Below are 13,121 nucleotides of genomic sequence, written 5' to 3'. Positions count from 1 at the left end.
ACTGTCGACCCTATTTATAAACCTTAATAGCAACGTCAGGGCATATCTCCGCACAGAGAGCACAGCCGGTACATTGATCCTGGCTGGTCATGACGGCGGTGACATAGCCGTATTTATTGATCGTGCTACTCATCACGATCAGTTTGCGCGAGCAGGCGAGCGTACAGAGACCACACCCTTTGCACCTCGATTCATCAATCTCAATTTGAGCCATGAAGCCGTATCCTTTCTCCTCTGTATTACCGTATACAGAAGCGTGCTTACCGTATCAAAAATCAAAGCAATGGGTCAATCTCATTTTACAGGTATATTTCAACGATTTATCACTTGCTTTTGTCTGACGATACAGCTAAATATGTACTCAGGTTATTCATGTAATTCTCACAACTCAAAGGAGGGAGTCAATGGCACCTACATTATTGGAATTGACCGCAAGTATTGTATCCTCACACGCTGCTGTGTCAGAGCTTTCCACGGAAGAACTGGTTCAGGAAATTCAAAAGGTCCATGCCACGCTGCAACAGCTTGAGGGCGGTGCTGCTGCACCCGAGGCTGCGGCAGAAGAAGCCAAGGCCCCGGCCATGACGCTCAAGAAGGCGTTCCAGGCCGACCAGGTATGCTGCATGATCTGTGGCAAGGGCGGAATGAAAACCCTTACCCGCCACCTGGCCCAGGTGCACCAGATGAAGCCGGGCGAATATCGCAAGCAGTTCAACATCCCCAGTAGCCAGCCGCTTACCGCCAAAAAGTTCTCCGAGGCGCGCAAGCAGATGGCCAAAGACCGGGGGCTTGCCGAAAACCTCGCCAAGCACGCGCCGTGCGCGCCGCCAAGATTCAGGAGAAAAAGGCTGCTGCGGCCGAAAAGCCGGCTAAGGCCAAGGCTACCCGCGCCAAGAAAGCCACTGCCTGATTGCGATATCCTGCCCGTGGTTCCGGAAGCCGTTCGTTCTAGCGAACGGCTTTTTTCATTTCCGTACCGGCTATGGTGCGCGGGGCGGGAGCGTACCCCCGGCTGCCAGCAGCCCCTTGGTCAACAGGGCAAACTCCTGCAGCGAAAGCGTCTCGCCGCGTCTCCCCTCATCGATGCCGCAGCGTGCCAGAGCATCCCTGATGCCGTCCGTCGGCACACCCAGCGCTCCCCCCTTCAAACAATTCCAGAGCGTCTTGCGCCTCATGGCAAAGGACGCCTTGACCACCCGCCTGAAATAGTCCTCGTCCCCCACGTCCACCCGGGGCTGCGCCAGGGGAACAAACGAGAGAACCACCGAATCTACCTTGGGCACGGGGTGGAACGAGCCCGGCCTGACGAGGAGCTCGCGGGTCACATCAAAGTGAAGCTGGAACAGGACCGACAAGACACCGTACTCTTTGCCCCCCGGTCCTGCGGCGAGTCTGTCGCCCACCTCTTTCTGGAGCATGAGCACGAGTCGGGTGAAAAGATCCCGGACATCGAGCAGCCTGAACAGGACCGGCGTGGAGATGTTATAGGGCAGGTTTGCCGCAACCTTCCAGGGAGGCGTGCCGTAGCGGGCCAGGGTTTCGCGGATATCCAGGTCGAGGATGTCGCCCTCGATGATCGTGACCCGGGGATTGTCGGCAAAACTGCCGCGCAGCAGCGGCACCAGGCGGTCGTCCAGTTCGACGGCCACCAGCCGCCCGGCCTGTTCCGCCAGATATGACGTCAGCGCTCCCTTGCCGGGGCCGATCTCCAGGACTCGCTCGCCGGTGCCGGCACTCACCAGGGCCGCAATGCGGGAAAGAACCGAACGGTCAGTGAGGAAATTCTGCCCGAGTGCCTTGCGGGCACGGATGCCGTCTCCTCTCACCCTTCCCTCCCCGACCCGAGCAGGTCCAGGGGCCAGTTCACCCGTGCGTCAAGCGCGAGCCCGCCCTGCTCGCCGCAGCGCAGGTAATAGTCACCCGGCACGGCGATCATGGCGGCATTGTCGCCGCACAGCGACGGCGACGGGATCATGAGCTCCACGCCCCGCGCAGCGGCGGCATGGGCCATTTCCCGCCGCAGCGCACTATTGCAGGCCACTCCGCCTGCCACCACGACCCGGTCGATGCCGGTCGCATCCGCGGCGCGGAAGGTCTTTTCCACCAGCACATGACAGACTGCTTTCTGAAACGAGGCACAGAAATCGGCAAGTTTTTCCCCTTCGGGAATTCCCTGTTTTTTTACCGCTGAGAGCACTGCGGTCTTGAGGCCGCTGAAACTGAAGTTGAAGCTGCCGTCGTGGAGCAGGGGCCGCGGAAAGGCGATGGCATCCGGATCACCGGCGGAGGCCAGGCGATCGATCTCGATGCCGCCCGGATAGGGGAGCCCCAACAGCTTGGCCACCTTGTCGAAGGCCTCGCCCGCAGCATCGTCCAGGGTCTGGCCGAGGGTGGTGCACCGGCCGATGCCGTCGACCCGGTACAGGTGGGAATGCCCCCCTGACACCACCAGGGCCAGATAGGGATAGGCGACCTCGCGTTCAAGAAAAATGGCGGCAAGGTGCGCTTCGATGTGATTGACTCCTGCCAGGGGAAGCCCACGGGCAAAGGCGATGGATTTGGCCACGGACAGACCGACCAGAAGGGCGCCGGCCAGTCCGGGCCCCTGGGTCACCGCAACCCCTTCCACGTGATCGAGGGTCACGTCCGCCAGGCGCAGGGCCTCGCCGACAACCGCGGGGATGGTCTCCAGGTGCTTGCGCGAGGCAATTTCGGGAACAACCCCGCCGTACACGGCATGATCCTTCACTTGAGAGGAAACCACGTTCGACAGGATGGTGCGCCCGTCGCGCACCACGGCGGCGGCGGTTTCGTCGCACGATGTTTCTATGGCAAGTACGAGCATAGAGCGCTAGAGAAGGTTTGCAGCCAGTTCAGCCAACTCCGACCGTTCGCCTTTGGTCATGGTGACATGACCGGCGATGGGCACCCCCTTGAAGCGCTCCACCACGTAGGTGAGGCCGTTGGAAGACGCGTCCACGTAAGGGTTGTCGATCTGGTAGGGATCGCCCGTGAGCACGATCTTGGTCCCCTCGCCGGCCCGGGTGATGATGGTCTTGATCTCGTGGGGGGTGAGGTTCTGGGCCTCGTCCACGATCATGAACTGAAGCGGAATGGAACGACCGCGGATGTAGGTCAGGGGTTCGATATCCATGATCCCCATGGCCATGAGCTCCTTGTACCCCTTGCTGTGCCGCTTTTCAGCCTCGTGGCCCGAGAGGAGGAGTTCCACGTTGTCGAAGATGGGCTGCATCCACGGGGTCAGTTTTTCCTCGATGTCGCCCGGGAGGAAACCCAGGTCGCGTCCCATGGGGAATACGGGACGGGAGACCAGAAGCCGGTTGTAGACGTTCTCCTCGGCGGTTTTGTGCAGTCCGGCCGCTATGGCCAACAGCGTCTTGCCGGTGCCCGCCTTGCCCACCAGTGTCACGAGCTTGATGGAGTCGTCCAGCAGGGCGTCAAAGGCAAAGGCCTGTTCCCGGTTGCGGGGATGGATGCTCCAGACCCCGTCTTTGCCGTTCTTGGCGATGGGAATGATCCGCTTCTGGTCGGCACGGTATTTCCCCAGGGCCGTATGGGACGGGTTGGCCGCATCGCGCAGGGTGACGAACTGGTTGGGGTGCAGGTCGTAGCCGGCAAGGTCGACCCATCCCTGGCCGTGAAAGCGATCCACCATCTCCGCCGACACCTCGAGCTCGGTAAAACCGGGATAGAGTTCCTCAATATCGACCTTGTCGGACTCGTAGTCCTCTGCTTTGAGGCCGAGGGCGTCGGACTTGATGCGCAGGTTGGTGTCCTTGGTCACGAAGATGACCGGCGTGGCCTCATCCTGCTCCTTGACACTGAGCGCCACGGCCAGAATCCGGTTGTCGCCCCGTTCTTCGCGCAACTCGGGAGGCAGCACCTTCATGAATTTTTCTGCATACATCTCTACGCGCAGGGTCCCGCCGTTTTCGAGGGCAATGCCGTTGGAGAGAGAGCCGGCGGCGCGCATTTCGTCAATGTAGCGCGAAAGCTGCCGGGCGTTGCGGCCGGTTTCGTTCATGTCCTTCTTGAACCGGTCGATCTCCTCGATAACGGTTATGGGGATGATGATGTTGTTTTCCTCGAACTTGAAGATGGCCTGCGGATCGTAGAGGAGGACGTTGGTATCGAGCACGAAATTTTTGATCATGTGAGTTTGCTTTCGTTGGCTAGAGTGGAATGACGCGTCCTGCCGGACGCACTATCTGTCGATCACATGCACCTGGAGCCCCGAGGAGAGGGCGAGAATCTTGATGTAGACCGGACGGTCCCGGTACCGGGCATCGAGGATCACCTCGCCCTCGCGGTTGAGGGCGGCAAGGACGCTCTCGGGGGATTCCTTGATCTGGTAGAAACTGTAAACCCCGGTTCCGTAAAGCTCATCCTTGGTTACGGGCCGCTCCGGGGGGAGCGAGCAGCCGGCAACGGCAAAAAACAGGACAAAAGCCGCGGCAGCGATACGTACGCCTGCAGCGGTTACCGGGATGCTCTTCATGGCTGTCACCTTCCCCTTCCCCCGACAATCTCGCAGAGCGCCCGCAGGAAGAACTCCACATCGTTGTCAGTGGTGAAAAAACCGGGGCTCACCCTCACCGTTCCCGCGGGATAGGTCCCGATGGTCCGGTGAGCCGAGGGTGCGCAGTGGAGGCCAACCCTGACGCTGATGTCGTGGTCGCGGTCAAGGCGAAAGCCGATCGACTGCGGGTCCATGTCCGCGGCTGAAAAGCTGATGACGCTCCCGCGGGGTTCGTCAGCAGCGGGACCGTGAACGGTTACCCGTCGCATGCCTGCAAGCCCTTCCAGAATCTGCCGGACCAGAGAGGCCTCCCGCTCCCTGATGGCAGAAAGCCCCGTCCGGGCGATGAACGCCACCCCCGCCCCGAGGCCGGCGATGCCGGGAGTATTGAGGGTGCCGCTCTCGTACCGTTCGGGCATGGCGTCCGGCTGTTCCTCGTCGGAAGAGTGGATGCCGGTCCCCCCCACCATGAGCGGCGTGAGTTCGGTCCCTTCGGCCACGTAGAGGATACCGGTTCCCTGGGGGCCGAGGAGTCCCTTGTGCCCCGGCGCAGCCAGCAGGTCTATGCCGATTGCCGGCGCATCCAGGGGAATCATGCCGGCAGACTGGGCCGCATCCACCAACAGCAGGGCGCCCCGCTTTTTCACTTCAGCGCCGATCTCTTCCACGGGCTGCAGGGCCCCGGTAACATTGGAACAGTGGGAGAGGGCCACGAGACGCGTGTTTGGCCTCATGGCCGCCGCAACGGCTTTCGGGGTAACGAATCCCCGGCGGTCTGCGGGAACCCTGGTTACCTCCACGCCGCGCCCCGCAGCCACATGCAGCGGCCGGACCAGAGAGTTGTGCTCCATGGTGGTGGTAACCACGTGGTCGCCGGGAGAGAGGAGTCCCGAAACCGCCAGATTGAGCGCTTCGGTGGCACTGTGGGTGAATACCACGCGGGAAGAATCGGTCACCCCCAGCAGGGCTGCCACCGCCTCTCGCGCCTCGAACACTATCCGCGTTGCCTCGATGCTCCGCCGGTACCCTCCCCTGCCGGGACCGACCCCCATGCGGCGCAGGGCGTGGTCAACGGCTTCGTAGACTGCTTCTGGCTTGGGAAAGGAAGTGGCGGCATTATCCAGATATACTGACATGAGAAAAAATTAGCACGCACCCCGGTCATTTGGCAACGGAATTCGGGATAGCGAGCAGCGGGACCGATTCGAGTAGCGGCCCCACCAGGACCATTCCCCGGCCAGGGTCGTCATCGCCGTCGTACAGGCGGCTGCCAAGGCTTTCAGGGAGTTGTCCCGCCCCCCACCAGTTGGCCATGGCCCGGAAATCCTCGGAGCCGGCATTGTATATGTCATAGGTGCCGTTGCCGCTGAAGCTGTTGCCCCACGCCATACCCCTGCCGTCCTCCACTCGCAGCCCCACGTGGTTTCGCGTAATTTCGCTGCCGCTGAGCTTTACGCCGGACCGGGAAAGATGGAGCCCCGCCCGACGGTTGCCCGCAACGAGGCTACGCAGCACGCTCCCCTCGCACTCCGTAAGGACGATGCCGGATTCGCATCCTTCCACGACGGCGCCCTCCAGCTTCAGGCGGGTATCGGAGGCATTGATCCCTGTCCCTTCGCAGGCGGCAAGACGCACACCGACCATATAGAGGGAACTCCGCCGTGCCTTGAGCCCATCGGCATTCCCGTTGAGCAGGACGTCACGCAGATCGATCTCACTGCCGTCCAGCTCCATTCCCACCTCACAACCGCTCACCTCGCCGCCGGCAAAGGTGACCACCGACTCGGCCAGCCGCACACCGGTGCCGCACGAGTTGAAACTCGCACCGTTCATGGTCAGGGTGGAGTAGGAGGCGTCGAGCCCCATGACGGCACCCTCGACCCGGCAGTGCTCAATGATGTTTTTCTTTTCGCTGGCCAGCAGGACGATCCCGTACCACTCGCCCGCCAGGGGAGTCCCGTTCGCCGAGGTAAAGCGGACCGGGGTATCGATACTGCCCCGGACCACGAGGCGCCCCTGCACGAGAAGACCCGGCGCCGATGCCCCTCCCGGGGCAGTGCGCCTGAACCGGACCACGGTGCCGGGCTCCAGGGTCAGGGTAGCCTGGGGAGCGACCCGCACCCAGCCCTCGACGGCGACTTCACCGCGCCAGGTAGTGTCTTCGGTGATCAGAAGGTTGCGCAGGACCGTTGCCGACGCCGGCGCGGCCGGTGCGAGGCGATCGAGTCCCGGCAGGGTTCGCCGGGGGGTATCGACACCGGCACCAACGGCCGGCACGGGAAGAGCCTGCTCGGGAGATGGTCCGGCGCTGCCCTGGGCCACGGGGCGCTCCGCCGCAACCACCGGGGACTCGGCAACGGACGCGCCGGCAGGTGTGGTTGCCGGCGTCTCAACAGGCACCGGCTGAACATGCCACCTTCCCATGAACTCAGCCAGGGTGGCGCAGCCGGCCAAGATCCCGAAACCTGCCACGGCCAGGCCACAGGCCATTATCCGGATGAAGCGCCGCGCATGGTTCGTTGTCATGGCTCATCCTCACTTCTGCTGTACACGCGGTTCTTCCCGTACTCCTTTGCCCGGTAGAGAAGATCATCGACCCGCTTGAGGAGTTCCCCGCGGCTTCCCCCGTCGCGGGGGAAGGAGGCAACGCCGACGCTGACCGTAATGCCGTGGGGAGCTATCCCCTTGAGCACGTCGAGGCTCTGCCGCTCCACCAGTTCACGCAGCCGCTCCGCCACTTGGAGGGCACTGTCGAATTCGGTTTCAGGCAGCAGGACAATGAACTCCTCCCCTCCGTAGCGGAAGGCAAAATCCGAGCTCCGCAGGGCCTCGCCGAGGAAGTCGCCCATGGCTGCCAGCACCTTGTCTCCGTGGGGGTGGCCGTAGGTGTCGTTGAACCGTTTGAAGTCGTCCACGTCAAGCATGATGATGGCAAGAGGCTTTTCGTACCGCTTGGCCCGGTTCAGCTCACGATTGAAAACCTGCTGGAAATATCTGTGGTTGTACAATCCCGTGAGGGAATCGGTGATGGCCATCAGTCGCGTCCGCGCGTGAAGCTGGGCATTGTCGATGGCCATGGCAGCGAAGGATGCGAGTACCGACAGGAGCTTCATCCGCTTCTGGTCGAACTGCCGGGGGACGAAATCGTCCAGGTAGAGGATGCCGACAATGCGGTTCTGGATCATGAGAGGAACGCAGATCAGGGATCGTATCCCCTCGTTGAGGGCGGTGGGATTGTGGAAGAAGCTCGTGTCGGCCGTGTCGTTGACAAAGAGAATCTCGCCACGGGTCAGCACCTGCTCCGTGAGACCGCCGGGCTGGACGTTCCAGCGCTCGGTCTTGACGAACTCCGGAGTCAATCCCTTGTGGGCATGGAGGGTAAGATCGTGACGGTACCCGTCGTAGAGGGCTATGCTGCCGGCCGGTGTTTCGGCGAAGCGCATGGCGCTCGTCAGGATGTGCCTGAGCACCGAATCGAGGTCAAGGGTGGAAACCACGGCACCGGCCACCTCGATCAGGTCCTTCAGCGCGCTCACCTCGGCTTCGAGCATTTCCCGCGTGCGCTCGGGGCTGCGTTCCATAGGGATCCTTTTCCTCCTGAAATGGTAATTAGTAGCACAGCAGGCCGGCAAAGTAAATCGGACAGTCTGCCAGGGCATACGGAACAGGGCCCGCGCACCTGCCTCGGCAGAGCATTGCCCCGTCGATTCAACCTGTTATGAGATTCTATTTTTACCGCTTGACACACCATATATATTGTGGCTATCTTTTCACCGCAACACAACATATATGGTTCCTACCAACAAGACATCCCCACGAACCAAGGAGAATGAAATCATGGCAGAAACGATGACAAAGGCCGCCGATATCCCCGGACTCTCGAAAAATGCAGTGACGGTCCTCGAGAAGCGCTACCTCAAGCGCGATACCGGGGGCAACGTGCTGGAAACTCCGGTGGACATGTTTCAACGGGTGGCCCGATCCATCGCCGAAGCCGACAAGAACTTCGACAAGAAGGCGGATGTCAAGGCTCTTGCCGCACAATTCTACGAGCTGATGACCTCCTTCGAGTTCCTCCCCAACTCGCCGACTCTCATGAATGCCGGCCGGGAACTGGGCCAGCTCTCCGCCTGCTTCGTGCTGCCGGTGGGCGATTCCATGGAGGACATCTTCGACGCGGTCAAGTACACGGCCCTGATTCACAAATCAGGCGGCGGCACCGGCTTTTCCTTTTCCCGCCTCCGTCCCGCCCACGACGTGGTCCGCTCCACGTCGGGAATCTCCAGCGGTCCCATTTCCTTCATGCGGGTCTTCGATGCCGCCACCGAGACCATCAAGCAAGGGGGCACGCGGCGCGGCGCCAACATGGGAATCCTGCGGGTTGATCACCCGGACATCATGGATTTCATCATGTGCAAGGACGATCAGAAGCACCTGAACAACTTCAATATTTCCGTGGGGCTCACCGAAGCTTCATGGAGGCGGTGGAGCGGGACGCCGACTATGACCTCAACAACCCCCGTGACGGCAAACCCTGCGGCACCCTGAACGCCCGCAAGGTGTTCAGCCGGATCGTAAAGCAGGCATGGAAGAACGGCGAGCCGGGCATCATCTTCCTGGATCGCCTCAACAAAGACAACCCGACCCCCCACGTGGGCGTCATCGAGTCCACCAACCCCTGCGGCGAACAGCCCCTGCTCCCCTATGAATCGTGCAACCTGGGCTCCATCAACCTGGGCAAGATGGTGAAGGACGGCGACGTTAACTGGGACCGGCTGCGGGAAGTGGTGCGGCTTGCGGTGCACTTCCTGGATAACGTGATCGAGGTGAACAACTACCCCCTCCCCCAGATCAGCGAGATGACCCGCGCCAACCGCAAGATCGGCCTCGGCGTCATGGGCTGGGCCGACATGCTCATCCTGCTGGGCATTCCCTACAATTCACCGCAGGCCATCAGCCTGGGCGAGAAGGTGATGCGCTTCATCAACGACGAAGGGCATGTCTATTCCCGCGAACTGGCAGCCGTGCGGGGATCCTTTCCGAACTTCGCCGGCTCCATCTACGACCGGGCCGGCGAAGGCCCCATCCGCAACGCCACGGTGACTACCATTGCGCCCACGGGCACCATATCCATCATCGCCAATGCCTCCAGCGGCGTGGAACCGCTTTTTGCGGTCTCTTTCATCCGCCAGGTGCTCGACAAGAACATTCTGGTGGAAGTCAACCCGATTTTCGAGGAAGTGGCCCGCCAGCGGGGTTTTTACTCCGAGGAGCTGATGCAGAAGATCGCCCGGCACGGCACCATCCACGATCTGCCCGAGATTCCGGAAGATATCCGGAAAATATTTGTCACCGCCCACGACATCACGCCGGAAGACCACATCGAGATGCAGGCGGCCTTCCAGAAGTACACCGACAACGCCGTGTCCAAGACGGTTAACTTCCCCAATAGCGCGGCCATCGAAGATGTGGAGAAAGTCTACCGGCTGGCCTACAAATCGGGCTGCAAGGGTGTAACTATCTACCGCGACGGCTCCCGCGACGAACAGGTCCTCTCCACCGGTGTCAAAGAGGACAGGGAGAAGGTGGTTCAAACCGAGGAGAAACGGGCCGTGAAGCGCGATCGTCCCAAGGCGCTCAAGGGGTGGACCTACCAGATGCAGACGGGGTGCGGCCCCCTGTACGTGACCATCAACGAGGACAAGGCCGGCCTCTTCGAACTCTTCACCACCATGGGCAAGGCGGGCGGATGCGCCTCTTCCCAGTGCGAGGCCATCGGCCGGATGGTATCGCTGGCTTGGCGCAGCGGCGTTCAGGCCCGCCAGGTGATCAAGCAGCTCCTCGGTATCTCCTGTCACCTTCCCGCCGGCTTTGGCGACAACAAGGTGCTGTCCTGCGCCGATGCCGTTGCCAAGGCGATTCAGGCCCACATGCAGGCAGCCGGTTACGATGTCAGCCTGGAAACCCAGGCCCCCGAACGCGGCGCCTGCCCCGAGTGCGGCGGCATTGTTGAGCATGAGGGCGGCTGCGCGGTCTGCCGGGTCTGCGGCTATTCGGAGTGCGCATAGCACCACCCATTCCAGAAGGAGGCGTTATGAAAAGAATCCTCGTGGCTCTCGCCCTGACGTTCGTTGCCGGCTTCGCGTTTGCTGCCGATGAGAAACCGCTCCCAAAACCCGATGTTCTTACCGAGGAGACGGTGTACACATCGCAGCGCCTCTCCGCAGTCTATGACACCATCATCATCCGCGACCTCACCACCGACGGCGCGGAGCTGTCGAACCTGGACAGCGAAGAGATGACAAAGCTTGAGGCCATGAAGCCGTTACTGGTCCGCACCGTCACCGACAGCATCGAAATGGAGCTCAAGCTGAACAAGCTGTTCAAAACCATTCAGAAAAACACTCAGCCCAAGGGCAAGGCAGTGATCCTCGAAGGAGCCTTCACCGAGTTCAATGCGGGCAATCGTGCCGTGAGGTTCTGGGTGGGCTTCGGGGCCGGCAAGACCTACCTGAAGGTGAAGGGACGGCTGATCGATGCCGAGTCGGGCAAGGAACTCGCCACCTTTGAGGACCGCGAGACGGGATACCGCGGCACCATGACCCTGGAAAACTTCGCGGACCTTTTCCCTCACCAGGCCAAGAGCCTGGGGGAGAACATCGTCAAGTTCATCCAAAAGCTCTATTGATTTCTCTTCTCCCTGTGGTAACCAAGAATGGGAGCGCCTGATGCGCTCCCATTTTTTTGCGCGAGGATACCAATGACAACAGATTTGAATTCCCTGCTCTGGGATACGTCGCCCCTCTACGCATCCGCAACCTGTGAAGACATAGACCGGGACCTGTCCCGCGGCGCTGCGGAGGCCCGGGCGTTCCGTGAACGCTACGCCGGAAAGGTGGCAACCCTTGATGCGGCTGAGGTGGCAGAGGCGGTGCGTCGCTACGAGGACCTCGGCGAGCTTCTGGCCAAACCCCAGTTGTACGCCCACCTCCTCTTTGCCGCCGACTCGGAGGCCGACGATCACAAGCGGCTCTCCCAGCGAACTGCCGAGTTCGGCAATCTCATGAGCCGCGAGCTTCTCTTCTTCGACCTGGAGATCATGGAAATAGCCGATGATCGCTTCGCCGGGCTGCTGTCCAACGAGCTTCTCGCCCCCTACCGGCACTACCTGGAAAGCGTGCGGCGGTTTCGGCCCCACACCCTGAAGGAACGGGAGGAACAGCTCCTGAAAATGAAGAGCCTCACGGGCACCGATGCCTTTTCGCGGCTCTTCGACGAGCTGTCGGCCTCTCTTAGCTATCGGATGGAACTTGACGGTGAAGAGCGGGACTTCACCGGCGAGGAACTCCTCGGGCTCCTCCACCACCCCGAGGCCGGGGTGCGTGAACGTGCCTTTGCCACGTTCCTCAATCGCCACGAGGAAAACGGCATCGTTTTTTCGAGCGTATTCAACAACGTTGCCCTGGATCACTCCCAGGAACTGGAGTTGAGGGGGTACCGCCACCCCATGGAGCCGACGAACCTGGGCAATGAGATCCCCGAAGAGGTGGTCAACCGGCTGATGGACGTGTCCGAGGCCAACTATGGGCTGGCGCGCGATTACTTCCGCCTGAAGGCCCGGCTCCTGGGACTGCCGAAACTGAAGAACACCGACGTCTATGCCCCCGTTGGGGACAGCGACCGGACGTACTCCTTTGACGAGGCACGGGAACTGGTGCTTGAAGCCTACGGCCGTTTTCACCCCCGATTCGGGAGATGGCCGCGGCATTCTTCGACGAGCGGCGCATCGATGTCCTCCCCCGCCCCGGCAAGAGCGGCGGAGCGTTCTGCATGGGGATGACCCCGCACCTCTCTCCGTACCTGCTCCTGAACTACACCGGCAACCTGCGCGACGTGGCCACCCTGGCCCATGAACTGGGGCACGGCCTCCACTTCGAGCTGGCCCGGAAACAGACCATGCTCAACTACCATGCCCCGCTTCCTCTGGCGGAAACGGCGTCGGTCTTCGGCGAGATGCTCCTGACCCGCTTCCTCCTCCAGCGGGAGAGCGACCCGAGTGTGAAGATCTCGCTGCTGTGCGCCAAGATCGAGGACATCATTGCCACGACCTTCCGTCAGAACGTGCTCACCCGCTTCGAGGAGAGGATGCACCGGGAGCGGCAGGGGGGCCTTCTCACCTCATCACGGCTGTGCGATCTCTGGTGGGAGGAAAACGGGAGGCTCTACGGCGATGCCGTGGACATGATCCCCCCCTACCGCTGGGGCTGGAGCTACATCTCCCACTTCATCCACGCGCGGTTCTACTGCTACTCTTACACCTTTGCGGAGTTGCTGGTTCTTTCCCTCTACCGCAACTACCTGGAACAGGGAGACCGGTTCATCCCGACGTATCTGTCCATCCTGGAAAGCGGCGGTTCCCTCTCGCCCGCCGATACGGTCAGGCCCGCCGGCATCGACCTGGCCGACCCGCATTTCTGGCAGAAGGGATACGATTTTCTTGCGGAACTGATCGAAGAACTGAAGGGGCTGGTGGAACAGCGTCAGCATTGACGAACAACAAAGGCCGCCGGGGGATACCCAC

At 61.5% G+C, this 13,121-nt stretch carries 9 protein-coding genes and 3 pseudogenes; 4 read left to right on the top strand and 8 right to left on the bottom strand.

Annotation, left to right across the window (positions count from 1 at the left end; genetic code table 11):
• Window positions 1-10: 10 nt before the first annotated feature.
• Complete coding sequence (locus tag A2G06_07545) at window positions 11-214, bottom strand: tungsten formylmethanofuran dehydrogenase (GenBank protein ID ANA40189.1); 204 nt, start codon at window positions 212-214, stop codon at window positions 11-13.
• Window positions 215-404: 190 nt separating this feature from the next.
• Here A2G06_07545 and A2G06_07540 point away from each other — a divergent pair.
• A pseudogene (locus A2G06_07540) lies at window positions 405-910 on the top strand (MucR family transcriptional regulator).
• A gap of 70 nt (window positions 911-980) precedes the next feature.
• Here the strand turns inward: A2G06_07540 and A2G06_07535 are convergent.
• Genes A2G06_07535 through A2G06_07505 form a run of 7 tightly spaced genes read right to left on the bottom strand, consistent with a single transcriptional unit; the run spans window position 981 to window position 8,121 of the window.
• On the bottom strand, window positions 981-1,826 hold the full coding sequence (locus tag A2G06_07535; GenBank protein ANA40188.1) for a 16S rRNA (adenine(1518)-N(6)/adenine(1519)-N(6))-dimethyltransferase: 846 nt from the start codon (window positions 1,824-1,826) through the stop codon (window positions 981-983).
• Window positions 1,823-2,845: a N(6)-L-threonylcarbamoyladenine synthase TsaD gene (locus tag A2G06_07530; protein ID ANA40187.1), complete on the bottom strand. Its 1,023-nt coding sequence runs from the start codon at window positions 2,843-2,845 to the stop codon at window positions 1,823-1,825. Before A2G06_07530 ends, A2G06_07535 begins: the two co-directional genes overlap by 4 nt.
• Window positions 2,846-2,851: 6 nt before the next feature.
• The gene (locus A2G06_07525; protein ANA40186.1) at window positions 2,852-4,174 is read right to left on the bottom strand and encodes a phosphate starvation-inducible protein PhoH; all 1,323 of its coding nucleotides are present in this window, start codon (window positions 4,172-4,174) and stop codon (window positions 2,852-2,854) included.
• 51 nt (window positions 4,175-4,225) lie between these two features.
• A complete protein-coding gene (locus A2G06_07520; GenBank protein ANA41624.1) occupies window positions 4,226-4,510 on the bottom strand; it encodes a hypothetical protein in 285 nt (94 codons plus the stop codon).
• Between the two features lie 14 nt (window positions 4,511-4,524).
• Window positions 4,525-5,676, bottom strand: coding sequence for a cysteine desulfurase (locus A2G06_07515; protein ANA40185.1), 1,152 nt, complete (start codon window positions 5,674-5,676; stop codon window positions 4,525-4,527).
• Between the two features lie 25 nt (window positions 5,677-5,701).
• Window positions 5,702-7,066, bottom strand: a complete 1,365-nt coding sequence (locus A2G06_07510) for a hypothetical protein (protein ID ANA40184.1) — start codon at window positions 7,064-7,066, stop codon at window positions 5,702-5,704.
• The gene (locus A2G06_07505; GenBank protein ANA40183.1) at window positions 7,063-8,121 is read right to left on the bottom strand and encodes a diguanylate cyclase; all 1,059 of its coding nucleotides are present in this window, start codon (window positions 8,119-8,121) and stop codon (window positions 7,063-7,065) included. The genes A2G06_07510 and A2G06_07505 overlap by 4 nt, the downstream gene beginning before the upstream one ends.
• Window positions 8,122-8,377: 256 nt before the next feature.
• On the opposite strand from A2G06_07505, the pseudogene A2G06_07500 reads away from it, so the two are divergent.
• The 3 genes and pseudogenes from A2G06_07500 (at window position 8,378) to A2G06_07490 (ending at window position 13,090) form a co-directional block, all read left to right on the top strand.
• Window positions 8,378-10,608: pseudogene (locus tag A2G06_07500) on the top strand (ribonucleotide-diphosphate reductase subunit alpha).
• 26 nt (window positions 10,609-10,634) lie between these two features.
• Window positions 10,635-11,228: a hypothetical protein gene (locus A2G06_07495; GenBank protein ANA40182.1), complete on the top strand. Its 594-nt coding sequence runs from the start codon at window positions 10,635-10,637 to the stop codon at window positions 11,226-11,228.
• Between the two features lie 72 nt (window positions 11,229-11,300).
• A pseudogene (locus tag A2G06_07490) lies at window positions 11,301-13,090 on the top strand (oligoendopeptidase F).
• Window positions 13,091-13,121 lie beyond the last annotated feature (31 nt).

The organism is Geobacter anodireducens (genome assembly GCA_001628815.1).
Taxonomy (GTDB): domain Bacteria; phylum Desulfobacterota; class Desulfuromonadia; order Geobacterales; family Geobacteraceae; genus Geobacter; species Geobacter anodireducens.
Note: the sequence above shows the minus strand (reverse complement) of the source record. Positions and strands in the feature narration are given on the sequence as shown.

Bases quoted from the DNA above. Each gene is read 5' to 3' on its own strand.
- A2G06_07515 (ANA40185.1), bottom strand. From the start codon at position 5,676: ATGTCAGTATATCTGGATAATGCCGCCACTTCCTTTCCCAAGCCAGAA.
- A2G06_07510 (ANA40184.1), bottom strand. From the start codon at position 7,066: ATGACAACGAACCATGCGCGGCGCTTCATCCGGATAATGGCCTGTGGC.
- A2G06_07545 (ANA40189.1), bottom strand. From the start codon at position 214: ATGGCTCAAATTGAGATTGATGAATCGAGGTGCAAAGGGTGTGGTCTC.
- A2G06_07525 (ANA40186.1), bottom strand. From the start codon at position 4,174: ATGATCAAAAATTTCGTGCTCGATACCAACGTCCTCCTCTACGATCCG.
- A2G06_07495 (ANA40182.1), top strand. From the start codon at position 10,635: ATGAAAAGAATCCTCGTGGCTCTCGCCCTGACGTTCGTTGCCGGCTTC.
- A2G06_07530 (ANA40187.1), bottom strand. From the start codon at position 2,845: ATGCTCGTACTTGCCATAGAAACATCGTGCGACGAAACCGCCGCCGCC.
- A2G06_07505 (ANA40183.1), bottom strand. From the start codon at position 8,121: ATGGAACGCAGCCCCGAGCGCACGCGGGAAATGCTCGAAGCCGAGGTG.